The sequence below is a fragment of the Zunongwangia endophytica genome (assembly GCF_030409505.1).
GTDB lineage: Bacteria > Bacteroidota > Bacteroidia > Flavobacteriales > Flavobacteriaceae > Zunongwangia > Zunongwangia endophytica.
Map to the genome: position 1 here is coordinate 3,304,294 of NZ_JAUFPZ010000002.1, position 24,993 is coordinate 3,329,286.

The 24,993-nt window shown below is 36.3% G+C and carries 22 protein-coding genes and 1 pseudogene; 12 read left to right on the forward strand and 11 right to left on the reverse strand.

Annotated features, from left to right (window positions below; translation table 11 throughout):
* Nucleotides 1–2: 2 nt before the first annotated feature.
* Nucleotides 3–602: a phosphoribosylglycinamide formyltransferase gene (gene purN, locus QWY91_RS14380; protein WP_290236193.1), complete on the reverse strand. Its 600-nt coding sequence runs from the start codon at nucleotides 600–602 to the stop codon at nucleotides 3–5.
* Nucleotides 603–749: 147 nt separating this feature from the next.
* Between purN and QWY91_RS14385 the strand changes: the two genes are divergently transcribed.
* From QWY91_RS14385 to pyk, 5 genes are all read left to right on the forward strand, one after another.
* Nucleotides 750–986: an acyl carrier protein gene (locus QWY91_RS14385; RefSeq protein ID WP_013069791.1), complete on the forward strand. Its 237-nt coding sequence runs from the start codon at nucleotides 750–752 to the stop codon at nucleotides 984–986.
* Nucleotides 987–1,002: 16 nt separating this feature from the next.
* Nucleotides 1,003–2,256 carry a beta-ketoacyl-ACP synthase II gene (gene fabF, locus QWY91_RS14390; protein WP_290236194.1) on the forward strand — a complete coding sequence of 418 codons (1,254 nt, stop codon included), beginning with the start codon at nucleotides 1,003–1,005 and terminating at the stop codon, nucleotides 2,254–2,256.
* Nucleotides 2,257–2,263: 7 nt separating this feature from the next.
* On the forward strand, nucleotides 2,264–2,998 hold the full coding sequence (rnc, locus tag QWY91_RS14395) for a ribonuclease III (RefSeq protein ID WP_290236195.1): 735 nt from the start codon (nucleotides 2,264–2,266) through the stop codon (nucleotides 2,996–2,998).
* 116 nt (nucleotides 2,999–3,114) lie between these two features.
* On the forward strand, nucleotides 3,115–3,603 hold the full coding sequence (locus QWY91_RS14400) for an IPExxxVDY family protein (RefSeq protein WP_290236196.1): 489 nt from the start codon (nucleotides 3,115–3,117) through the stop codon (nucleotides 3,601–3,603).
* On the forward strand, nucleotides 3,603–5,033 hold the full coding sequence (pyk, locus tag QWY91_RS14405; protein WP_290236197.1) for a pyruvate kinase: 1,431 nt from the start codon (nucleotides 3,603–3,605) through the stop codon (nucleotides 5,031–5,033). Before QWY91_RS14400 ends, pyk begins: the two co-directional genes overlap by 1 nt.
* A gap of 171 nt (nucleotides 5,034–5,204) precedes the next feature.
* Here pyk and dinB read toward each other — a convergent pair whose 3' ends face one another.
* Nucleotides 5,205–6,290: a DNA polymerase IV gene (gene dinB, locus QWY91_RS14410; protein WP_290236198.1), complete on the reverse strand. Its 1,086-nt coding sequence runs from the start codon at nucleotides 6,288–6,290 to the stop codon at nucleotides 5,205–5,207.
* A 94-nt stretch (nucleotides 6,291–6,384) separates the two neighbouring features.
* Here dinB and QWY91_RS14415 point away from each other — a divergent pair, with 94 nt between their 5' ends.
* Nucleotides 6,385–7,059 (forward strand): NAD-dependent epimerase/dehydratase family protein, encoded by a 675-nt coding sequence (locus tag QWY91_RS14415; RefSeq protein ID WP_290236199.1) that lies wholly within the window; start codon nucleotides 6,385–6,387, stop codon nucleotides 7,057–7,059.
* The gene (locus QWY91_RS14420; RefSeq protein WP_290236200.1) at nucleotides 7,046–7,513 is read left to right on the forward strand and encodes a CYTH domain-containing protein; all 468 of its coding nucleotides are present in this window, start codon (nucleotides 7,046–7,048) and stop codon (nucleotides 7,511–7,513) included. The genes QWY91_RS14415 and QWY91_RS14420 overlap by 14 nt, the downstream gene beginning before the upstream one ends.
* 121 nt (nucleotides 7,514–7,634) lie before the next feature.
* Here QWY91_RS14420 and trxA read toward each other — a convergent pair whose 3' ends face one another.
* The 8 genes and pseudogenes from trxA to QWY91_RS14460 all read right to left on the reverse strand — a co-directional run bounded on the left by trxA (nucleotide 7,635) and on the right by QWY91_RS14460 (nucleotide 17,566).
* The gene (gene trxA, locus QWY91_RS14425) at nucleotides 7,635–7,931 is read right to left on the reverse strand and encodes a thioredoxin (protein ID WP_290236201.1); all 297 of its coding nucleotides are present in this window, start codon (nucleotides 7,929–7,931) and stop codon (nucleotides 7,635–7,637) included.
* 70 nt (nucleotides 7,932–8,001) lie between these two features.
* A complete protein-coding gene (locus QWY91_RS14430) occupies nucleotides 8,002–9,114 on the reverse strand; it encodes an adenylate/guanylate cyclase domain-containing protein (protein ID WP_290236202.1) in 1,113 nt (370 codons plus the stop codon).
* Between the two features lie 76 nt (nucleotides 9,115–9,190).
* Nucleotides 9,191–10,615 (reverse strand): efflux transporter outer membrane subunit, encoded by a 1,425-nt coding sequence (locus QWY91_RS14435; protein ID WP_290236203.1) that lies wholly within the window; start codon nucleotides 10,613–10,615, stop codon nucleotides 9,191–9,193.
* 14 nt (nucleotides 10,616–10,629) lie between these two features.
* The gene (locus tag QWY91_RS14440; protein WP_290236204.1) at nucleotides 10,630–13,773 is read right to left on the reverse strand and encodes an efflux RND transporter permease subunit; all 3,144 of its coding nucleotides are present in this window, start codon (nucleotides 13,771–13,773) and stop codon (nucleotides 10,630–10,632) included.
* A gap of 19 nt (nucleotides 13,774–13,792) precedes the next feature.
* The gene (locus QWY91_RS14445) at nucleotides 13,793–14,926 is read right to left on the reverse strand and encodes an efflux RND transporter periplasmic adaptor subunit (RefSeq protein WP_290236205.1); all 1,134 of its coding nucleotides are present in this window, start codon (nucleotides 14,924–14,926) and stop codon (nucleotides 13,793–13,795) included.
* A gap of 27 nt (nucleotides 14,927–14,953) precedes the next feature.
* Nucleotides 14,954–15,433 carry a GbsR/MarR family transcriptional regulator gene (locus QWY91_RS14450; protein WP_290236206.1) on the reverse strand — a complete coding sequence of 160 codons (480 nt, stop codon included), beginning with the start codon at nucleotides 15,431–15,433 and terminating at the stop codon, nucleotides 14,954–14,956.
* Between the two features lie 75 nt (nucleotides 15,434–15,508).
* Entirely contained in the window at nucleotides 15,509–16,333 is an 825-nt protein-coding gene (locus QWY91_RS14455; protein WP_290236207.1) for a phospholipase A, read from the reverse strand.
* A 166-nt stretch (nucleotides 16,334–16,499) separates the two neighbouring features.
* Nucleotides 16,500–17,566, reverse strand: a pseudogene (locus QWY91_RS14460) (isoaspartyl peptidase/L-asparaginase family protein).
* 316 nt (nucleotides 17,567–17,882) lie between these two features.
* On the opposite strand from QWY91_RS14460, the gene QWY91_RS14465 reads away from it, so the two are divergent.
* Complete coding sequence (locus tag QWY91_RS14465) at nucleotides 17,883–18,425, forward strand: 3-hydroxyanthranilate 3,4-dioxygenase (protein ID WP_290236208.1); 543 nt, start codon at nucleotides 17,883–17,885, stop codon at nucleotides 18,423–18,425.
* 27 nt (nucleotides 18,426–18,452) lie between these two features.
* A complete protein-coding gene (gene amaB, locus QWY91_RS14470; protein WP_290236209.1) occupies nucleotides 18,453–20,006 on the forward strand; it encodes an L-piperidine-6-carboxylate dehydrogenase in 1,554 nt (517 codons plus the stop codon).
* Between the two features lie 80 nt (nucleotides 20,007–20,086).
* Here the strand turns inward: amaB and QWY91_RS14475 are convergent, their stop codons facing one another.
* Nucleotides 20,087–20,875, reverse strand: coding sequence for a helix-turn-helix domain-containing protein (locus QWY91_RS14475; protein WP_290236210.1), 789 nt, complete (start codon nucleotides 20,873–20,875; stop codon nucleotides 20,087–20,089).
* Nucleotides 20,876–20,973: 98 nt separating this feature from the next.
* On the opposite strand from QWY91_RS14475, the gene QWY91_RS14480 reads away from it, so the two are divergent.
* From QWY91_RS14480 to QWY91_RS14490, 3 genes are read left to right on the forward strand one after another with little or no spacing between them, the layout of a single operon-like run.
* A complete protein-coding gene (locus tag QWY91_RS14480) occupies nucleotides 20,974–22,311 on the forward strand; it encodes a TolC family protein (RefSeq protein WP_290236211.1) in 1,338 nt (445 codons plus the stop codon).
* Nucleotides 22,311–23,372: an HlyD family secretion protein gene (locus QWY91_RS14485; RefSeq protein ID WP_290236212.1), complete on the forward strand. Its 1,062-nt coding sequence runs from the start codon at nucleotides 22,311–22,313 to the stop codon at nucleotides 23,370–23,372. Before QWY91_RS14480 ends, QWY91_RS14485 begins: the two co-directional genes overlap by 1 nt.
* 3 nt (nucleotides 23,373–23,375) lie before the next feature.
* Nucleotides 23,376–24,974 (forward strand): efflux MFS transporter permease, encoded by a 1,599-nt coding sequence (locus QWY91_RS14490; RefSeq protein ID WP_290236213.1) that lies wholly within the window; start codon nucleotides 23,376–23,378, stop codon nucleotides 24,972–24,974.
* The last annotated feature ends 19 nt before the right edge of the window (nucleotides 24,975–24,993 follow it).

Below are 24,993 nucleotides of genomic sequence, written 5' to 3' on the forward strand. Positions count from 1 at the left end.
GCTTAGGATTCTTTTAGTAGAATTTTTTCGATAACCAGAGGGAAATGGTGATGTTCCAGTTCATGGATTTTAGAAGCAAGACTTTCTGGTGAATCATGATCTTCAATAACTGTTTTAGCCTGAAATATATGTTCTCCTTTATCGTAAGCTTCATTTACAAAATGAATAGTAATACCGCTTTCTTTCTCTTTATTATTTAGGATAGCCTGGTGAACGCGCATACCATACATTCCCTTTCCTCCATAATTAGGAAGTAATGCAGGGTGTATGTTAATTATACGATTGGGAAAATTTTCAATAATAATAGAAGGAACAATCCATAGAAATCCTGCCAATACAATAAGGTCGGGATTAATATCTGTTAATACATGTAAGACTTCATTAGAGTTGTAAAGCGCATCTCTATCAAAATATAATGCTTTTATATTATGATCGTATGCACGTCGTAGTACTTTAGCGTTTCTTTTGTTTGAAAAAACTGCAGCTACGTTAATATTTGAAGAATTTTCAAAATAGCGTATGATATTTTCGGTATTTGTGCCTGAACCCGAAGCAAATATCACAATTTTTTTTACGTTGTTATTTTTTGGTTGGTCGCTCAAAACAAGGCTGTTAACAATTATTAGGATATAAAGTTAATCTCTTTCATCGAAAAATATGTAAATTCACCTCACATTTTTAAAGTAAAAATCGGTTTTAAAATAAAGTTTTTTATTTTTGCCTCCTAATCAAAATTAAAATAAAATATTATGTCTGACATTGCATCAAGAGTAAAAGCGATTATCGTTGACAAATTGGGTGTTGATGAGAACGAGGTTGTTAATGAAGCAAGCTTCACAAACGACTTAGGTGCTGATTCATTAGATACTGTGGAATTAATCATGGAATTCGAAAAAGAATTCGATATTCAAATTCCAGACGATCAAGCTGAAAATATCGCGACAGTTGGTCAAGCAATTTCTTATATTGAAGACGCGAAAAAATAAAAATTAAAAGAACCATATGGAGTTAAAGCGAGTTGTAATAACGGGCTTGGGTGCCCTTACCCCAATCGGTAACAATATTAGCGAATATTGGGACGGCTTGGTTAGTGGTAAAAGTGGTAGTGGCGCTATTACGCATTTCGACCCCGAAAAGTTCAAAACAAAATTCGCTTGTGAACTCAAAAATTTTAACCCGTTAGATCACTTCGACAGAAAAGAAGCGAGAAAACTGGATAAATTTACCCAATATGCCATGGTAGCTTCAGATGAAGCTATCGCAGACTCTGGAATAGATCTTAATACGGTAGATAAATATCGTGTTGGTGTGATTTGGGGTGCTGGAATTGGTGGATTGGAAACCTTCCAAAACGAAGTTTTAAATTTCGCTGCGGGAGATGGTACTCCAAGATTTAATCCCTTCTTTATTCCTAAAATGATTGCTGATATTGCCCCTGGTAATATCTCTATCAAACATGGGTTTATGGGTGCAAACTACACTACGGTGTCGGCTTGTGCATCCTCTGCCAATGCGATGATAGATGCATTGAATAATATAAGATTGGGATATAGTGATGTAATTGTTTCAGGAGGCTCAGAGGCTGCTGTAACAATTGCAGGAATGGGAGGATTTAACGCCATGCATGCCCTTTCTACCAGAAATGAAAGTCCGGCGACAGCTTCAAGACCTTTTGATGCTACTCGTGATGGTTTCGTTCTAGGTGAAGGTGCCGGTGCGCTTATATTAGAAGAATATGAGCATGCAAAAGCAAGAGGCGCTAAAATCTATGCTGAAGTAATTGGTGGTGGTCTTTCTTCAGATGCTTATCACATGACGGCACCACATCCAGAAGGAAATGGTGTTGTAAGAGTGATGGAGAACTGTTTGAATAATGCAGGTATAAAACCTGAAGATATCGATGCCATTAATACACATGGTACATCGACACCTTTAGGAGATGTAGCTGAATTGAAAGCTATTACTAAGGTTTTTGGAGATCACGCGAAGAATATAAATATTAACTCAACAAAATCGATGACGGGGCACTTACTAGGTGCTGCCGGTGCGATAGAAGGAATAGCAAGTATACTCGCTATGCAGAATGGTATTGTACCACCTACTATCAATCACGAGAATGTTGACGAAAATATAGATCCTTCGTTAAATCTAACCCTAAATAAACCTCAAAAACGAGATTTAAACATCGTGATGAGTAATACATTTGGGTTCGGTGGGCATAATGCCTGTGTTGCATTTAGAAAATTAAACGAGTAACGCCTTAATGAGTGTTATTCGAAACATACTAAATTCCCGTTCTTCTTCAAAAGGCGGGAATTTTTTTGATTCTCTCCATAAGTTACTTGGTTTTAGACCAAAAAATATATCTGTTTACGAAAGGGCATTTACGCATCGTTCTTTAAACGTTAAGGATAAAGAAGGTAACGCAATTAACTATGAGCGCCTTGAATTTTTGGGAGATGCTATGCTAGGATCTGTAATTGCCTCTCATCTATACATGGAAGTTCCAGATGGGGATGAAGGATATCTTACCAAAATGCGTTCTAAAATAGTTAGCAGAAAGCATTTAAATGAATTAGGGAAAGACATGAATCTAATTAGATTCGTAAAGTCTAATATTCCTAATGATCAATTTGGAGTGAATATTCATGGTAATATTTTCGAAGCTTTGGTTGGTGCGATCTATCTGGACAGGGGATATAAATATTGTAATAAGTTTATTTACTATCGGGTAATAGAACCTTATGTGGATATTGAAACTTTAGAAGGGCGTGTAATAAGTTATAAGAGCTTATTGATAGAATGGTGCCAGAAGAAAAAAAAGGAATTCAATTATCAGGTTTATGAGGATACCGGTAACGATGAACTTAAGCATTTTGCGGTAAAATTATGGATCGATAAAAAAGTAATTGCAAAGGCTCGAGCGACTTCTAAAAAGAAAGCTGAAGAAAAGGCTTCTAAGCGAGCATATTACGCACTTCAAAATAAAATCGATTAATTTTTATCAAATTCGTGGAAACTACAACGTTTGCGTTAAAATTTGTGAAAATTATTCAATTTTAACCTTTCATTTTGTCATCGATATTTTATCTTTATCGATAAAGTGAGATAAGCATGCATGCGCACAAAATGATGCTTGATGATATTGAAGAAGAGGACTTTAAATTGATAGCGATTTATGCTAATTTAGAGCCTTTTAAGATGGCATTTTTGCTTAATCGCTTTTTAAATTTAAAATTGATGCGAAGTCGGTTTGATGTAGACTTCAATCATAAAGATGTTCAGGCAATGTATGCTTTATTTACATACAAAGACCTTAGTAATTATAGAGATTATAGCCTGGTAAGTAATAAGTATAAAGGAGAATCCAGGAAAATTTTGAATGCAGGATCTCTATTTTTAGAAGAAGAGGTAAGACCTTTGGAGGTAAATCTAATCCTTCAATATAAGAAAGTTGATTTTTTTTTGAAGATAGAAGAAAACATAGAAGATCAACAGGTTCACCAACTAGTGAATCAGATAGGACGTATTCCGCAGGTACAGGCTGCCTACAAGATCCATGTGGATCAGTTAAAATCCAAACAAAATCTAATTTTTGAATAATGCCAACAAATAAAAAGACTAAAATAGTTGCTACTCTAGGGCCAGCAACTAGCTCAAAGCAAACTTTAAACGATATGCTCCAAGCAGGAGTAAATGTGTTTAGAATCAATTTTTCTCACGCAGATTACAATGATGTAAAAGAGCGTGTACAAATGATAAGAGAGCTAAATGAAGAGAAAGAGTACAATGCTGCAATTCTCGCAGATTTACAAGGTCCGAAATTACGAGTTGGAAAAATGCAGGAGGGTGTAGTGGTATCACCCGGAGATGAAATTGTTTTTGCTACCGGAGAAAGATTTGAAGGTACTAAGGAACGTGTTTATATGAATTATGATGCGTTTCCTAAAGATGTGAACGAAGGGGAGCGAGTGCTTTTGGACGATGGGAAACTAATGTTCGAAGTTGTTAGCACAAACAAAGAAAACGAAGTTGTAGCGAAAGTAATTCAGGGTGGACCTTTAAAATCGAATAAAGGAGTAAACCTTCCTAACACAGATATTTCTTTACCAGCACTTACCGAGAAAGACGTAGAAGATGCAAAATTTGCATGTAGTCTTAAGGTAGATTGGATGGCACTTTCTTTTGTAAGAAATGAAGGTGATATTATCGAACTTCAGGATTTAATTAAAGAGCATACGGAGTATAAAATTCCGATTATTGCGAAAATTGAAAAACCAGAAGGTGTTGAGAATATAGAAAAAATCGCGGCCTACTGTGATGGATTGATGGTAGCTCGTGGAGATTTAGGAGTTGAAATTCCTGCTCAGGAAGTTCCATTAATTCAGAAGAAATTAGTTCTTGTAGCTAAGAAAGCACGTATCCCGGTAATCATCGCCACACAGATGATGGAAACGATGATTGATAGCTTAACTCCAACTAGAGCAGAGGTTAACGATGTAGCGAACTCTGTTATGGATGGTGCAGATGCGGTAATGTTAAGTGGAGAAACATCTGTAGGACAATATCCTGTACAGGTTATAGAAAAGATGGCTTCTATCCTAAGAAGTGTAGAGAACTCACCGCTAATTAAAGTTCCTCACGAGCCACCACACGTACGTACAAAAAGATACATTACTAAATCTATTTGTTACCATGCGGCGCATATGGCGAACGAAATTAAAGCAAAAGCAATTTGTACGCTAACCAATAGTGGATATACTGCTTTTCAAATTTCAGCTTGGCGTCCAGAAAGTCATATTCTTGTATTTACTTCTAATAGAGTTATATTGAACCGTCTTAGTTTATTATGGGGAGTTCAGGCTTTTTATTACGATAAATACAGCACTACAGACGAAACTATAGACGATATTAATAGCATCGCAAAAGCGGATGGTTTTGTTGAGCAAGGCGATTTTACAATTAATCTTGCAGCTATGCCGATCACTTCTAAAGGAATGGTAAATACGCTTAGAGTTTCTGAAATAGAATAATCTTAGATTCAATTTTATATAGAAAAAGCCTCGAATTTTCGGGGCTTTTTTTATTGTCATTGTTAAAGGTTTTTATATCTCTAAGGCTTGCCTTTAAATTGTAAATCTATTTCCAACGAATGCGTTGTGTGCTTGCCCAGAGTTAGTTTACTACTTCTATGCTGATTCTATTTAAAAATCAAACTTCAACTGAACAATTATTTCCTTCTGTTCTTCTTCTTTTTTAGACGGCTTATCAGTATTTAAATTGGAAAGGGAAATGCCTAAAAGCCGTACCGAATCTTTCATCTTTTCCTGATATAGAAGTTCTTTGGCGAGCTCTAAAATTAACTCTTTACTGGAAATATAATACGAGATTGTTTTGCTACGTGTTTGCAAACTAAAATCACTGTATTTGATCTTAAGTGTGACAGTTTTTCCGGCAACTTTACTCTTTTGCAATCGTCTTTCAATTTCCTCAGCAATACTATTTAGCTTTTCCAGCATAAATATTTCCGAAGATATATTCTCGCTAAATGTGCGCTCTGCACCAAGTGATTTTCGCATTCTATTAGGTTTAACTTCGCTTAAATGAATACCGCGTACAACATTATAATAATAGGAACCGTGTTTACCAAAATGTTCTGCAAGATATTCCTCAGGTTTCGATTTTAGATCTTTTCCGGTAAAAATTCCAAGCCTATACATCTTTTCAGCAGTAACTTTCCCCACGCCATGAAATTTTCTTATTTCCAATTCTTCCAAAAAGGCTTCAACTTCTTCGGGATTTACGGTTTTTTGTCCGTTAGGTTTATTAAAGTCACTCGCTACTTTAGCAATAAATTTGTTGATTGAAATTCCCGCAGAAGCATTTAATCCCGTCTTCTCTTTAATCTTAGCCCGAATTTCTCGAGCCATCATAGTAGCGCTTGGATTTCCTTTTTTATTTTCTGTAACGTCAAGATAAGCTTCATCTAAAGATAATGGCTCTACAAGATCTGTATATTCAAAAAAAATGCTTCTAATTTGTTGTGAAAGCTCTCGATAACGATCGAATCTCGTTTTAACGAAGATCAGGTCTGGGCAGTTTCTCTTAGCAATTACACTACTCATAGCACTTTTTACGCCATATTTTCTAGCCTCGTAACTAGCTGCGCTCACAACACCCCGTTGCGAACTACCACCAACGGCGATGGGTTTCCCTCTTAGTTCGGGATTGTCCAGCTGTTCTACAGAGGCGTAAAACGCATCCATGTCGATATGAATAATCTTGCGCATTTTCACTATACTGCAAATTTAATGCTAAAACCATCCAACCTAAAAGCACAGTTGCTTTAAATGCTTATATTTAGTTATATATTAATCTTAGAGTATGCAGAAGACAGCAATAGTATTGGGCGCTACAGGTTTAACAGGCAGAAATTTGGTAGAAGAACTTCTTAGGAATGACGCGTATTCTAAAATAACCTTATTTTCCAGAAGTACCTTAGGAAGAAAAGATGCGAAGCTCGAAGAGCATCTGGTCGATCTATTTAAATTAGAAGATTATAAGGACAATTTTATAGCCGATCATGTCTTTTGCTGTATCGGTACCACTAAATCGAAGACGCCCGATAAAGAAACCTATAAAAAAATAGATCATGGAATTCCTGTTACCGCAGCAAAACTTTCTGCCAAAAATGGCGCAGAATGTTTTACCGTAATTTCTGCTATGGGAGCCGATGCGAATAGTAAGATCTTTTATAATCAAACTAAAGGTAAAATGGAACAGGATGTCATGGTAAAAAATGTTCCTAATATTTATATTATAAGACCTGCATTAATTGTTGGAGATCGAGAAGAAAAACGTTTTTTTGAAAAACTGGCCACTCATGCTTTTAAAATTTTTAATTTTATGCTTGTAGGGAAATTAAAAAAATATCGATCTGTAAAATCTGTTCATATAGCAAAAACGATGATCGAAGTTGCTAATTATGGATATCCAGATTCGATTATTAAATCCAATAAAATAAGCGAACTCGCAACAACATACGATGGTAGAAATTGAGCGTAAATTTTTAGTGAATTCTGAAGATTTCAAAAAAGCAGCCTATAGCAAAAGCCGAATACAACAAGGTTTTTTAAATACAAATCCCGAACGTACAGTAAGAATTAGAATAAGAGATGAAGAAGCTTATATTACAGTAAAAGGGAAGAATAACGAAGCCGGATTAACTCGTTTTGAATGGGAAAAACAAATCGATAAGAATGAAGCTGAAGAATTACTGAAACTTTGTGAACCCGGAATGATCGATAAAACTCGGTTTCTAGTAAAATGTGAAGCACATACTTTTGAGGTAGATGAATTTTACGGCGAAAATGAAGGTTTAACTGTTGCTGAAGTAGAACTTTCTAGTGAAGCTGAAACTTTTGAAAAACCAAACTGGCTGGGTAATGAGGTGACCGGGGATGCACGTTATTATAATTCCCAGCTAACTAAAAATCCTTATAAAAACTGGTAGTTTAGAATCGATATTAGACATTTTTATTCTTTTTTTCTGTAGAAAAGTTCAAAAAGATGAAGTCTAATTTCTCTAAAATAGATTTCTCTTTTGAAGATCTAAGTTTATAGAAGTCTTAAAATCAAGCCTTAGATAAAATAATATCGATAATTTCCTGTTTTTGTAAAACTCCAGATTGTCTCCAAAGTTGACCACCATTTTTAAACAACATCATCGTAGGAACGCCCTTAACCTGATATTTGGTAGCGAGCTGTTGATTTTTATCTACATCAATTTTAATGATTTTGATGTCTTCTCCAAGTTCAGTTTTCACCTCTTTTAAGATTGGGCCAAGCGTTTTGCAAGGGCCACACCAATCGGCATAAAAGTCAATTAAAACAGGTTTTTCATCGGCGATGATGTCTCCAAAAGTGCTCATTAATTATTGGTTTTAGGTAAATTTAGCAAATTCAAGATCGTTGAAAAATTCAAAATTGTTAAGTTTTGCCTTATTTTTCAGTAATAGAGAAAACATCTACGCTCATTTTTCTTCCTTCCAGTTTTTGAGGCCCTAGAGGCTTAACTTCAAATTCCTCAGAAATTTTTGAGTTCTCGTTTACTTTCCCAGAAATCAAAATTAATTTATCGTAGGTCTTGCAAAGTCCTTCGATTCTGGCAGCCACATTTAATGTGTCGCCGTGATAGGCGATTTCTCGCTTAATATCTCCTACTTCTACAGCCGTAACCACCCCTTGATGAGCTCCTGCTTTAAACACTGGAACATGATTGTATGATTTAAGATAATGTTCTTTTTTCTGCTGAAATTGGTTATGAACGGCAAAGAAAAACCGAATAGCTTCTGAAGAATCGAACCATTTTAATGGCCAGCTAACCACAACTTCATCTCCCACATATTGATAAATTTGGGCATTATATTTTTTTACAATTTGATTGATGTCCATAAAGCTTTCTTGGATAAATGCGCTGTAACGAACATGTCCCAGTTTTTCGGCCAATTGCGTAGAATCTTTTAAATCCAGAAACATAAAAAGTCGATTCTCTTCAGCGGGGTAACGGAACTTTCCTAATAGAAATGGTAAGATTAAACCAGGACCAAACTTATTAGTCATCTGGTTTATAAAACTTAAAATCAAAGTCATAAACAGCGTATAACTTAGGATGATAATATTATAGAACTTCCAGTTCATTCTAATAATATTTTCGGTGTATTCATTTAAAAATGAATCATCGGCATACTCTACCACTACATATCTAATAAAGGATATGATAAAAGTTAGCACGGTAAAATAAAGAATACCACCTGCCAGAATATTAAATCCTAAAGAGCGATTTCTGAAGATATAATTTTTTAGAAAGTGATCTATAAACCCTAGAGCCACTCCCAAGAATGCTCCTAATCCCAAGAATAGAGTTAACACCCCAGTAATTGAAATATTTGTTGATCTACCAATAGCTTGTAGCACCGATAAAGCGGTGAGGTGAATTATTAGAAACAATAATCCATAAGCTAAAATCCAGAAAATAATTTGTTTAAGGATTTTGCTTAAAAATGGATGTTGATTCGAAAAGCTATAAAAATTTACAGCGTAATTTTTCCCCATAAACTTTGGATTTTAGATAAAAATAGCCCCAAATATACGTTTGGGGCTGTTTTCAACAATTAACAAATAATTCAAATTATTGCCATCCACCACCTAAAGCTTCGTATAGATTAACTAACGAATTTAGCTGAGTGTATTGAGCACTAATAAGATCTAATCTGGAGTTTAGCGTATTTTCTCTTGCAGTTAATACTTCAAGGTAATTTGCTAATCCGTTATTAAGCAATTGCTCAGAATAATCTGTTGCAGTGCTGTAAGCCTCAAATTCTTTTTCTTTAACCTCTATTTTTTCACTTGCAGCCTCGTAATTATAAAGCGCATCAGATACTTCCTGACTTGCCGTAAGAATAGCTTGTCTAAAGTTTAAACGTGCTTGCTCTTGTTGCGCTTCTGCAACTTCGTGCTGCGTTCTTATTTGGCGACCGTTAAAAATAGGTTGCGTTAAGCCTCCAACTATATTTGCAAACAATGAATTAGTATCAAATAAATCTCCGGCATCTAAACTTTGCAATCCACCAGTAGCTGTGATTGTTAGTGATGGGTAGAAATTAGCTCTGGCTACATTTGTAAGTTCAAAAGCATTCCAAAGATTATATTCAGCCTGGATTACATCTGGACGATTTCTAAGTAGTTGGGTTGGAACGCCGATTTTCAGCTCAGTCGTTATTTCCTGATCCGACAGTTCCGTCCGCTCTATTTCCCTAGGCGATTTACCTAGTAATATAGACATGCTATTTTCCATCAATCTCATATCATTTTTAAGATCTATTAGAATCGCCTGTGCCGTGTACACTTGGGCTTCTGTTTGCTTTACAGCAGCCGCAGTTACATTACCAGCCTCTTTTAACGCTTTGTTAGTTTCAAGGCTATTTCTTCTGGTTTCTACTGTTTGCTCGGTTACTTTTATCTGCTCATCCAAAGAGAGCAATTGATAATAAGTAGAAGCAATGTTAGAGATAAGTGTCGTTTTAACCGCTTGGTGTGCCGCCACACTTTGCAAGTAAGACGCTTCATAAGCTCTTTTGTTACTTCTAATTTTACCCCAAATATCAGCTTCCCAGGAAAGATTTCCAGAAATCTCGTATTGATCGATGTGATCACCAATAGATCCACTAGGGACATTTCCTAATTGTAACCCCATCTGGCTATTTTTAGAAAAATAATTTCTAGTAAAAGTACCGTTACCACTCAGGGTAGGAAAATAACCCGCTTTTCCTTGTTTTAGGTATGCTTCGGAAGCTAAGATTTGCTGCATAGCCACCCTAATATCAATATTATTCTCCAATCCTTCTTCAATGTATTGTTGTAAAACAGGATCGGTGAATAAATCTCTCCAGGAGACATCTGCCATAGTAATACTATCCTGTGGCAGATTATCTGTTCTGAAGTTTTCTTCTTTAACAACTTCTGGTCTTTCATATTCTTTAGCTACAAAACAAGATTGTAAACTACATAAGAGTATTGGGAATACCAGAAATTTAAAACTGATGTATTTTTTCATCTTTAAATTCTTTTCTAAGATTCTGTTTTTTCTACTGCTTCAGGTTTCTTACCTATCTTTTCCTGTAGCCATTGGAACACGATAAAGAGAATTGGGATAACAAAGATTCCTAATAAAGTCCCTATTAATAATCCTCCTACGGCACCAGTTCCTATAGATCGGTTTCCTTCTGCTCCTACACCAGATGCTAATACCAACGGCATCAAACCTAATATAAAGGCGAAAGAGGTCATAAGAATAGGTCTTAAACGTGCTTTAGCACCGTCGATACCTGCATCTACAATAGACTCTCCGTTTCTTCTACGTTGTATCGCAAACTCAACGATAAGAATCGCATTCTTTGCTAAAAGTCCAACCAACATGATCAAGGCGATCTGGAAGTAAATATTATTTTCCAGTCCCATAAATTTAGTACTGATATATGCTCCAAAAATACCTAGTGGTAAAGAAAGAATTACAGAAAACGGAAGTAAATAACTTTCATATTGCGCTGCTAGTAGGAAATACACAAATACCACACAAAGAATAAAGATCATGATCGTTTGGCTACCAGCATTAACCTCTTCTCTGGTAAGTCCTGAATAGGCTGTAGTATAGTTAGAGCCTAATTTGCTAATCTCACTATTTACGATATCAATACCATCACCAGAACTAAATCCAGGATTCATGGCAACCGTTAGTTTAGTTGAATTAAACAGGTTAAACCTTGTTACAGATTGAGGACCGTAAACCCTTTTTAAAGTAACGTACTCACTTAACGGAGACATCTCATCTGTTGAAGTTCTAACAAACATTTGGTTTAGGTCGTTAGCTTCTGCGCGATCATTAGGATAAGCCTGAATATAAACCCTGTATTGTTTACCAAATCTAGAAAAATCTGCCGCATAAATACCACCAATATATCCTTGCATTGTTGCAAAAATGTCACTTATCGTAACTCCGGTTTGCTTAGCAAGTGGAATGTTAATATCCATTTGATATTGTGGATAGTTAGTATTGAAAGCCGTTTGTGCATACTGCACTTCAGGATGCGACATGATGCTTTGCATGAACTTTTGGTTGGCTTCATCTAAATCTTTGAAGCTACCGCTAGAGCGATCCAATAAATTCACTTCTACTCCCGAGGATGAACTAAATCCTGGAATACTAGGAGGAGAGAAGAATATAATATTAGCATCTGGGATAGTCGCAGCGGTTCCAAAAAGTTTTCCTGTAATTGCTTCTACAGATAACGAATCTTCACCACGTTTACTCCAATTGTCTAATTTTATAAATCCTAAGGCATAGTTACTACCCTGTCCATTTAACAAACTAAATCCATCAACCATGTTCAATCCATCAACACCTGGGATATTCTTTACTTTATTGTAAAGCTCCTCAGTAATTTGATGAGTTTTATCTAAAGAAGAACCTGCTGGCAATTCTACGTTGGCAAATACGATTCCTCTATCTTCATTAGGAACAAAACCTGTTGGGGTAGTTGTGGCAGTCCACCAGATTCCTACTCCCGATAAAATTAAGATTAGCACTGTAATCCATTTATTCTTATAAAGGAACTGTAATGATTTACCGTAACGTTGAATCATTGCATTGAATCCTCTGTTGAAGGCTGCGTAGAATCGCTGTAAATAGTTCTTCTTTTTGTCTTTATCCTCATCTTCGTCGTGAGGTTTTAAAAATAGTGCACACAACGCAGGACTTAGTGTTAATGCGTTTACCGCAGAAATAGCAATGGCTACAATTAATGTAATACCAAATTGCTCATAAAATACACCTGTGGGTCCTGTAATAAAAGTTACGGGGATAAAAACCGCTGCCATAACAAGTGTAATAGAAATAATTGCACCAGAAATTTCGTGCATTGCATCTAATGTAGCATCATGTGCAGATTTAGCCCCTTCATCCAATTTAGCATGAACGGCTTCTACAACCACAATGGCATCATCCACTACAATACCAATCGCCAGCACGAGGGCAAATAACGTTAGTAAGTTTATGGAATACCCAAAAAGATTCAGGAAGAAAAATGTCCCAATAATCGACACCGGCACTGCAATAGCAGGGATAAGTGTAGATCTAAAATCCTGTAGGAATATAAATACTACAATAAATACTAAGATAAATGCTTCAACAAGTGTGTGAACCACCTTCTCGATAGAAGCGTTCAAAAATTCATTAGTATCGTAAGGAATAAAAACCTCAATTCCGTCAGGGAAATCTTTCTGAAGTTCATCTAATCGAGACTTAATGTTTTTGATGATTTCCTGTGCATTAGAGCCTTTAGTTTGATAAACCGCCATACTCACACTAGGATTACCTAAAGTATTAGAGCTTACCTGATACGATTGGGCATCTAATTGAATATCTGCAACATCTTTAAGTCTTAGAAATTCTCCATTTCCAAGCGCTTTAATGATAATATCTTCGTACTGTCCTTCTTCTTTGTAACGACCTGGATATTTGATTGTGTAAGAGAATGTTTCTCCACTATTTTGTCCCAGTGTACCTGCTGCTGCCTCTAAACTTTGCTCATTTAATGCAGAAATAACATCTGACGGGACAAGATTATATGAAGTTAAACGGTCTGGTTTTAACCATATTCTCATAGAGTAATCCTGACGAGAGAATACGTTTACATCACCAACACCAGCTACCCTTTTAAATTCTGGTACAACATTAATATTTAGGTAATTGTTTAAGAATGTCGCATCATAATTAGGATTAGTGGTGTAAAAAGACATAAACATCAGCGAACTTGTCTGTTGCTTTTGCGTGGTTACACCAGCTTGTGTTACCTCTTGCGGCAATAATGGATTGGCAAGGGCAACCCTGTTTTGTACGTTTACCGCATCGATATCGGGATCGGTATCCTGTTCAAAATAAACAGTGATTTCAGCAGTACCGTTATTGGTTGCACTAGAAGTAATGTATGTCATTCCTTCTACTCCGTTTATCTGCTCTTCAATAGGAATAATTACACTCTCCAAAATGGTTTCTGCACTGGCTCCTGTATAAGTAGCAGATACTTTTACCGTTGGTGGTGCAATATCTGGGTATTGCTCTATTGGTAAATTGCTAAGTCCCAAAACTCCCAAAATAACAATGATAATAGATATCACTGTAGAGAGGACGGGCCTTTCTATAAATGTTTTAAGCATTACTTTTGTTATCTAAGGATTATTGAAATAATTGATCTACCGGCTTAGCGATGCTATCAAATGGTACTTCCTGAGGTTTTATAGTCGCGCCTGGTCTTAGTTTCCCAGCTCCTTTTGCAACTATTTTATCGCCTTCTTTTAATCCAGAAGTGATCACATATAAATTACCAACATTCGCTTTGGTTTTTATTTTTATGGCATCTACTTTGTTGCTATCGGCAACTTTATAAGCCATAATGCTTCCTTGTTGCTCGAAAGTCGCGTTTTGTGGAACTACAGGAACTTCTTTATATGTTACCGGTATCTTGATCGTTCCGCTATTACCATTGGTAATTAGCTGGTTTGGATTGTCGAAGATCGCTCTAAAACTAACCGTACCAGTATTTTGATTAACCTGTCCTGTAACCGTCTGGATTTTACCTTTTTCTCCGTAAGTTTCACCATTAGTTAGTACAAGACTAATTTCTGGGAAATTATTTACTTTATCCTGGCGGTTTTCTCCTTCTGTAGACTGTATAAAATCTAAGTAGTCAGACTCGTTCATAGCAAAGTATGCGTATACTTTTTCGATATCTGAAACTGTAGTTAAAGGAGTAGAATCTGTTGGGCCTACAAGAGTTCCCTGTCTTAATCTTATTGAACCTACATAACCATCAACCGGGCTTTTTACCGTTGCATAGCCAATATTAGCAGTAATACCTTCGTATTTACTTTTAGCCTGCTCTAAGTTTGCTTTAGCCGTTTCTAATTGAACTTCACTAACAATATCTTTTTCAACTAGTGGTTTAATTTTATCAACTTCTACCTGCGCAGCATTTACACTTGCTTTAGCAGCATTAGCATCTTGTGTTAGTGACTGGGTTTCTAATTTAAATAGCGCCTGTCCTTTTTTAACACGTTCACCTTCATCTACTAGTACTTCCTGGATATATCCCTGTACTTTTGCACGAACATCACTATTTACAATACCTTCAATTCTGGTAGGGTAGGAGTTATATCCTGTGAGTGTTTTTGCTGGTATAGAAATTACCGGATAAGGCATTGCCTGCTGTTGCTGGCCTTGGGCTTGTTGCTGATTCGATTTGTCTTCTCCGCAAGATACGAGCATGAGAACTCCGGCGACAAAACCCATATAAGCTTTAATTTTTCTCATTTTATAATAATTAGGGGGTAAAGATTATTAGCTTTTTATTTTCGACATTTTTTGTATAACATTCTCAATATTCAATTTTTGAGACTCTAGATATTCTCTAAAGAGCAAAGCTGTCTGTCCATTCATTTGAAATTTTTGATTGTTATTTTTTGTATTGAAGTTTATAATTTTGTCCATCAATTTTATTTCTTCAGAAATGTTGAGATGATATTCTTCGAGGGTGTTTTTTAAGTAGAATGTGCTCGCTCTGAAATATCGTTTCCTATCTCCCGATTTCGTGAAATATTCTATTTTCTTTAGTTGTAAAAGATGGTTAAGATGCGTAGAAACTGAACTTTTGCTTGCACTTGTGATCTCTAGAATTTCATCGAAAGTATGCCCGTCTTTTGGCGAAAGAATCATTATAGCATAGATTCTTGCCGCTAATGGAGCTAATTGATGAATCTGTTCGAAGTGCACACCTATCTCTTCAATCAACTGGCTTTTTTCCTCTGAACAACAACTCATATTTAAAAAATTTGAGGTGCAAAGGTATGATTGGTTCGGAAACTACCGAACTAATTAAACTTAAAAAAAAGTTAATTATTTGTTACTGCGCAGAAAGTCAAGCTCATTGCTTTTTAAAAGGAAGCCCACACGTATAACACTACGATATTGATCGTATTCGATTAGATTTTCATCATAGCCCGTAAACCATTCTAAGACTAAAAACTGATTTACGCTATTAAAAGGATTGTATAAAATACGTGGTCGTGCAGCACCTTTCCAATCCCAGGATAATCCTTTTTGGATCATCAATTGTGCATAAAGCTTGTTTGGGATAAACTCATAATCAAAATTTAATTGGCCGTATCCTGAATAATCCATCAAATCTGGATTACCCTCTTTGTAAGAAAAAGGAATCCATCCTTTTACACCGGCGATCAATTTATCATTAATAGCCAAATTGAAGTCTAAAGAAACAAAATTCCAACTACGAGAATAAATACTATCACGCCCGTTAGATTCATGTTCTAAAGCTAACGTTCCAAGAGAATTTACTTTACCGCTTTTATCATAAAAGTATTTGGAATAAGCAACTCCCGGGTTGAAGTTTATCTCCTCAAAAGGACTGGAAAACTCGTAAATATTCCAAAATGCTTTTTGAGTATATTTTATATATAAGTAAGAATCCTGCGGAACTTTTTTTCTGAAAATTAGCTGCTTAAAACTAATCTGGTATTTCGCATCTGCCGTTTGTTTATTGATGGACGTATGCGTGGGAATCCCGGTAATAAAGTAATTGTCTTTATGGATGGTAAAAGAAGGCAATACCGCAAGACTGTCTTTCAAGGTCTCTTTGGTAAGACCTTGAGCATTTAGGGTATTCAGAAAACAGAAAAATAGCAGGGAAAAGAAGATCTTCATTAATTAATAGGCTTTTTATGTAAATTCAATTTAGAGAAAGCGCTTAGTCGTACCTTTAAAATTTTAATAACTCAAAATTCGAAAAATTTTCGCAAAGGTTTTTAACTTTTTGAAATTAAGAATCTTATTATTTGAAAAAGCATGACTGAAATACATTTAATAGCAATTACTCACCATAAATTCCAATGTTTAACTCTCCATTTCGATTCATCGTAGCGCGATACATGCCGGCGGTATTAAATTCCATCGCAACATTTCCTTCATGGTCAATGGCGATAATGCCACCATCACCACCCATCTCTGGTAATTTTTTCTGAATAACTTCCATAGCAGCTTCTTGTAAACTCAAGCCTTTATAGTCCATTAAAGCTGAAATATCATAAGCAATCACACCTCGAATAAAAAACTCTCCCCAGCCGGTAGAAGATACTGCACAAGTGGCATTGTTTGCATACGTTCCTGCACCAATTATGGGAGAATCGCCAATTCTATTCCATTTTTTATTGGTCATTCCGCCAGTAGAAGTTCCCGCAGCAAGATTTCCGTTCTTGTCCAGAGCCGCACAACCTACAGTGCCAAATTTTGAATCTTTTATAAAACTGTCGTAATTGGCCGCTGTTTTATTTCCTGCTTTTTTGGCTTCCCGCTCTTTTAAATGCTGTAAACTTTTAAAGCGGTTTTCTGTATAAAAGTAGCTGGGGTCAACAATTTCTAATCCGTGGGATGCTGCAAACTCTTCAGCGCCTTTCCCGGCTAGTAATACATGTTCTGAATTTTCCATAACCTCGTAAGCCAGGTTTATAGGATTTTTTACGTTGGTAACACCAGCAACGGCACCTGCATTTAAGGTTGCTCCATCCATAATTGAAGCGTCTAATTGATTGGTTTCATCGTTCGCAACACTGCTCCTTTAGCCGAATTAAATAGCGGTGAATTTTCCATCACATTAATAGTTCGTTGCACAGCTTCGATTGCTGTACCGCCATCGGCAAGAATTTGATGTCCGGTTTTTATAGCTTCTTTTAATTTGGCTTTATAGGCGTTTTCTAAAGAATCGCTCATATTTTCTTTTAGGATCGTTCCTGCGCCACCATGAATCACAATTCCGAAATTAGGAATACTGTCCGTTTTTTTCTCTTCGGAAGTAGCTGTGTTTTGAGAAGTGTTTTTATGTGAGGTTTCTCCGCAGGAAATAAAGGCGAAAATGCTAAAAATAAGGAGTAGTTTTTTCATCGAATATGGAGTTTATTAGGCTTGAAGTTATAGAAATTTATTGAAACGGACTTAGTTTTTGCGTTAGTGATAGTAGTGGAAAGCCCGTAAAGCGCCTTTTTTGGCGCTGCGGACTTGCAACGGATAGCACGGTGGGCAAAAAGCGGAGCGATTTGCCCAAACGCCCTTATTTGCTAAGTCTAAATCGTTTACCGAAATCTGGATTAGATCTTAAGCTTCATTTTGCGTTGATAATGCTTTGAGAATCTGGAGATAATTGCCGAATCTTGATTTTCTTTTGCTCATATTATGTAATTTTAGGTTCAAAATAGAGAATATGGCTGTTGCAAAACCTTTTAACCTTAACAAGTGGATCGAAGAGAATAGAGATACGCTAAAACCACCTGTTGGGAATCGAAATTTGTATAGAGATGCCGGTGATTTTATTGTAATGATCGTTGCCGGGCCTAATGCAAGAAAGGATTATCATTATAACGAAACTGAAGAATTATTCTATCAATTAGAAGGGAATATTCAGGTAAATATTCAAGAAGATGGACAGAAGAGAACGATGGAATTAAGACCTGGGGATATGTATTTAAATCCCGGTAAAATTCCGCATTCTCCCGTACGAGAAGAAGGTTCTTTGGGATTGGTTGTAGAGCGCAAAAGAGCGCATTTAGAAGGGGAAGATGGCTTGCTTTGGCATTGTGATAATTGCAACCATAAGTTATATGAGGTTTATTTTCCTTTGGAAGATATCGAAGTAGATTTTTTAAAGCATTTTAAATATTTCTACGAGAATGAAGATTTAAGAACCTGTGATAATTGTGGAGAGGTGATGCCTGTAGATCCACGATTTGTAGCCGATGAATCTTAGATTGAGTATTAAGTTATACCATAAAAAATGAGTGAAATTGCTAAACAGTTCGGGATCGATAAAGCTTTAAAAGAATTAGGGCTACAAGAAATAAATAATGGAACTTCTACGGGGAAAGATTTTTTCGGTAACGGAGAAATTATCGAATCATATTCTCCGGTAGATGGAGCTTTGATTGGAAAAGTAAAAGCAACTACGGCAGATGATTACGAAAAAGTAATCACAACAGCAGAAAAAGCTTTTAAGGAGTGGCGAACAATGCCGGCACCACAACGCGGAGAAATTGTTAGAAAATTTAATGATGAATTACGCCGCTTAAAAGAACCACTAGGGAAACTCGTTTCTTACGAGATGGGAAAATCTTACCAAGAGGGTTTAGGTGAAGTTCAGGAAATGATCGATATCTGTGATTTCGCCGTAGGTCTTTCTCGACAATTACACGGATTAACGATGCATTCTGAACGTCCCGGACATAGAATGTACGAGCAATATCATCCGCTTGGAGTAGTAGGAGTAATTTCTGCATTTAACTTTCCTGTGGCCGTTTGGTCTTGGAATACCGCTTTAGCTTGGGTTTGTGGTGATGCTTGTATCTGGAAAGGTTCAGAGAAAACTCCGCTTACCTCGGTAGCTTGTCAAAACATTGCGGCACGTGTATTTTCTGAAAACGGAGTGCCAGAAGGGATTTCTTGTCTAATCACAGGAGATTATACCGTAGGAGAAATGATGACTAAAGATGAGCGTATTCCGCTAATTTCTGCAACCGGTTCTACCCGAATGGGCAAAACTGTAGCCAAAGAAGTTGCCGGACGTTTAGGGAAATCTCTTTTAGAATTAGGCGGAAATAACGCCATTATTGTTACTCCAGATGCGAATATTAAAAATACAGTAATCGGAGCTGTTTTTGGGGCGGTAGGAAGTTGCGGACAACGTTGTACTTCTACCCGTCGATTAATTGTTCACGAAGATATTTATGATAAAGTAAAAAATGCGGTTGTTGATGCCTACAAGCAAATTAAGATTGGCAACCCTTTAGATGAAAACAATCACGTGGGGCCGCTAATCGATAAAGATGCGGTGAAAAATTACCAACACGCTTTAGAAAAAGTAGTTGAAGAAGGGGGTAAGGTTTTAGTTGAAGGTGGTGTTTTAGAAGGTGAAGGTTACGAAAGCGGTTGTTATGTAAAACCAGCCATTGCCGAAGCTGAAAATCATTTTGAAATCGTGCAACACGAAACATTTGCTCCGGTACTTTATATTATGAAGTATAAAGGTGATGTTGCCGATGCTTTAGAATTACAAAACGGAGTTCGCCAAGGACTTTCTTCTGCAATTATGACCAATAATTTACGAGAAGCTGAGCGTTTCTTATCTGTGGAAGGTTCAGATTGTGGAATTGCCAATGTAAATATCGGGACTTCCGGTGCTGAAATTGGTGGCGCTTTTGGAGGTGAAAAAGATACCGGTGGTGGTCGCGAGTCTGGTTCTGATGCGTGGAAAGTTTATATGCGTAGACAAACCAATACCATAAATTACACTACAGAATTGCCGCTAGCGCAAGGGATAAAATTTGATTTATAGTTTTTAGGTCTGGAATTTCAGATTTAAGAAATGAGATAAAAACCTCACAGATTTTCAAAGTCTGTGAGGTTTTTGCTTTCCTAAACATTCTGTTTTCTAAATTCATTGGGGGAACGATGAATTAACTGATGAAAAGCATAACTGAATGCAGAAATACTATTATAGCCGCAACTATAGGCAATTTCAGTAATTGAAAGTTCGGTTTGTAAAAGCATTTCCATACTTTTTATAATGCGGGTAAGTTTTACATATTGTAGAAATGACGTCTCCATATTTCTCTGAAATAACCGGGATAGCGTACGGGGAGTTTGTCCAAATTCTTCGGCTATTTTATCTAAATACAAATCCTGATCGATATTAAGATGTATATACCTTAAAATAGGTTGTAAGATTTCATTTTCGGTTGTGGGTAAAACAATTGGCAAAGGATTTTCAGCAACATTTAGTACAATATTTTTCATTGCGATTAGAAACTCAAATTCGGCACCATCTTTTTTTGAAATATCGCCTCGCCACTCGGCAGTATGATAAATCATTTCCATTAAAAGATTGGTTACAGGAAAGATTCCACCGCGTTCCTGGAGCTTATGATCTTGAGGGATAACCCATTTTGGGAAGAAAATATTCCGGATCATTTTTACTGAAGTTCGCGACGTAACATTATGCTCCCTTCCTGCCGGGATCCAAATAAAATGCCTCGCAGGGAAAAAATAAGATTTGTTTCTCGTATTTAAAAAAGCCACTCCACCTTCAACATAACTTAATTGATGTTTGTTGTGACTGTGCATAGGAAGTAGTTCTTCAATTTTGGTATGATGTACAAAGAAACTTTCTCCATCTCGTTTTACTTTCTCTAAAAATGGATGCATCTGAAATTTTTAATATTGGCTGAAATTATAAAATATTTGTCTATTTTTTGAAAATAAGCCTCGATAATTCATCTGAAATTTGCAAAATGAAATTTAAGATGACACATAAGATTTCAGCTTGCCTGCTATTTTGCTTTTTCTCTCTAAGTATGAGTAAAATAGCAAGCGCACAGGTTTTGAAAGACAGCATTCCTTTAAGTTTAGAAGAAGCTTGGAGCCGAGCCAATACCTATAGCAAAGAAATTCGACTTAGTGCGTTTGACGCCGAAATTGGAAAAGAAAAAATTATCGATGCTAAACGCCAGCGACTACCCGAGATAGGCGTAGAAGGTAGTTATGGACAGCTTTCTAATATTCCCGTTTTTACTGATGGATTTCCTAATGATGCGGATTATATTCACTTGGAAGATCACACCACTTACAGCGCTGGTGTAGAAGCCTACTTCAATTTATATAATGGGAATAAAACGAATCTTCAAATTGAAGAAGCTGAAACAAAGCAAGAATTGCTCACTTATCTGGAAGAAGAAACCAGTGCGGCCATTCATTATAAAGTAGCAGAAGCTTATTTGCAAATGCAGCGTTCTATGGAGTTTAATCAATTAATTCTTCAAAATATAGAACGAAATAAAAAGCGTTTAGATCAAATCACCAAATTGTATAAAAATGGCGTGGTTTTAAAAAGTGATTTGTTACGCGCAAAACTTCAGCTTTCACGACAGCACACAAATTTGTTGGAAATGAAAAATCAGGTTGAACTTTCCACGCAATCCCTAAATATTTTGGTGGGATTTGAAGATGAACAGCCCATAAAACCAACCGATAGTATTTGGGTGAATATTTTAAAAGCGGAACAAACTTATCGAGATTATAGGAATGAAGCACTAGACATTTCTCCCCGCACAAGAATTGCAGAGAAGCAAATCGAGATCAAAGAACTTCAGGAAAAAGAATTAAAAGCAGATAAGCTTCCTAAAATTGGGCTGTTTGGAGATTACACCTATTCTTATCCTCAAATTAAATTATACCCTTACGAAACAGCTCCGTATTTGTTGGGTGTTGCAGGAATCAAGCTTTCTTATAACATTTCAGCTTTATATCACGACAAGCATAAAGAAGAAGCTGCAAAGATTGCAGTAGATCGGCAAAAATTAGAAAAGCAACATACCGAAGATAATTTGAGAAAAGGTGTAAAAGCGGCCTATAAACATTTGCAGGAAGATCTAGAGAAGATAGAAATTTCTAAAATGAATATTGAACAGGCTCAGGAAAGCTATCGTATTGTTAACCAAACTTATTTCAATCAGCTTTCATTGCTAACAGATCTTTTAGAAGCCGATACGCAATTATTACAAGCGAAATTTGAACTGGTAAACAATCAAATTTCAGCAAGATTACATTATTACCAATTACTAAAAATCACAGGCGAATTATAATGAGCGAGCAAGTTAAGAAATACGAGAAATTAGATAAGACGGTTGTAAAATCAACTTACATTGTTGCCTTGATCATTTTATTAGGTCTAATTGTTTGGGGTGCTTTTACGCTGGATCGGTTTTGGCGATACGAAGAAACTAACGATGCTCAGGTAAAAGAATATATAAATCCTATACTAAGTAGAGCCAATGGTTATGTTGAAGAAATACGCTATAGCGATCATCAACAGGTAGCCAAAGGAGATACTTTGGTAATTTTAGATACCGATGAAGCCAATGTGAGCTTGCAGGAAGCCAAAGCAGCTTTAGCGTCTGCTGAAGCGCAATTAAAAGTTTTAGAAAGTAATGTGACTACCGCAACCAGCAGTGCCAGTGTAAATGAAGCGAAAATTAGTGCAGCTAAAGCCAAATTATGGCAACAACAGCAGGAGTTTGATCGTTACGAAAAACTGCTAGAAGGAGAAGCCGTAACTCAGCAACAGTTTGAAGATATTAAAACTCGGTTAGAAGTTGCGAAATCGAACTATGCAGCCATTAAAAATTCGTTTAGTACTTCACAAGGTAAAACCAGAGATGTGAGTGCTCAAATTGCAGTGGCTAAAGCAGCTATAGAACAAAAGAAATCGGTTTTAAAACGCATTCAGCTGAATTTAAAATATAGCGTAATCGTAGCACCGTCTGATGGTTATATGGGCAAAAAGAACTTGCAAAAAGGACAGTATATTCAAAAAGGACAAACGCTTGGTTTTATTGTAGATCAAAATCAGGGAAAATGGGTTGTGGCTAATTTTGAAGAAACGCAGATTGCAACAATGCAGGAAGGTAAAGAAGCTCAAATTACCATCGATGCGTATCCTGATGAAACTTTCCACGGAAAAATAGAATCTTTATCTCCAGCTACAGGATCAGAATTTTCTTTACTACCAACGAACAACGCTACCGGAAACTTTGTGAAAATTACGCAACGTTTTCCTGTACGTATTTTATTTACCGATGAGGCTGCTAAACTTAAAAAACTTCGCGCAGGAATGAATGCTGAAGTTTTTGTACCCAAATCTTAACCTATGGCAAGTGAAAAAAATCAGGCTATTTTTAAAAGCTGGGCCACAGACTGGTTAATTTTACTGGCAATCTTTCTTTTTTTACTTCCGATAGCTTCTGTGCTCGGGATTTATTTGGCAGGGACAAATAGTGCTGCTACTTATTACGGCATAGATAGTACCGATGTTCGCTACTCGGTAGTGGTGTTTTATCTGGCAATTGCCAGTGCCTTTCCATTAGAGAAAAGTTTTTTTAATTATTTCTCATCAAAAAGTTACTTAATAGGAGCGAGCATCGTATTTGTTTGCATAAATCTGATCTTATATTTCACCAATAGTTTTGCAGTATTACTGATTTTGAGATTTGTTGGAGGCGCACTTTCTCTTAGTTTTATAGGAATATCTTTCAGTCTTATTTTCAGGCAATTTCATGCGCAAAGAAGCAGAGTTTTGGGATATGCGACTTTATATTCCTGTTTATTTGTAACCGCACCTTTGGCTCAAATTTTAGATGCCAATGTTTTTACTCATTACGATTTCAATACCATTTTTCTAATTAAAATTTATATGGTGTTGCCGGGATTGTTACTATTCCTTTTTCTGCTGAAAAGTAATGTTGATCTAAGACCAGAAGGTAAGCTTCCGTTTAAAGGTGTAGACTGGCAGAGTTTTGTGATCTATTCTGCAGCCTTATTGCTAATTGGTTATATTCTGCTTTATGGGCAATATTACCATTGGTTTAAAAGTTTGAAAATTACTTTTTGTATGATTGCTTTTATATTTCTGTTGCTGGTATTTGTATTACGGCAGCTGAAATTAAAAACTCCTTACATCAGTTTGAAAATCTTTAAAGTGAGAAACTTTAGAATTGGTATGGTCTTGCTCTTTGTGTTTTACCTAGCCAAAGGTGATACCAGTGTACTTTACGGATTTTTTAGAAACAGTGTCCAGCTAGATGCTTATCATCAGGGTTATGTGATGCTATTAAACGGATTCGGAATTGTTCTAGGCGCCTTTTTAAGTGCCAGATTTATTTTAGCCGGTAGAAAAATACGACTGATATGGCTTACCGGTTTTGGTTCTTTGCTATTATATCATTTGTTGAGTTTAAATGTCCTTGGAAATCAGGCAGAAATGTCTACTTTACTATTGCCTTTATTTTTACAAGGTTTCGGGAATGGTGTGTTGATTGTTTCCATCGTTATTTTTTATGTCACTTCAGTAGCTTCTGAAATTGGATTCTCGGCTTCGGTAACAGGTGTCGCTTTTCGATTTTTCTCTTTTACAGCCAGTATGGCTTTGGTCGCTTTTATGGGATTACATCAGCAAAAAATACATCAGCAATCTTTCGCAGCAAATATTACTGCAGATAATCCAGTGGCGATGCAGGAGATTTCAAAATATTCAAATGCGTTACAGCAAGAAGGAAAGTTGGTAGCATCTAACAAAGCGGCAAAAGCTTTATTAAATAAAGAAGTTGGGAAGCAGGCAAACCTGATGTTTGCTAGGGATTACTTTATTTATATGAGTATATTTATAGGATTAGTGATGTTAGCGATTGCAGTGATCCCACATTTTCACTATAAAATACGCAAGATAGGAGCAAAATTAATTCCGGTCTAAAGCATAAACCGGAATTAAT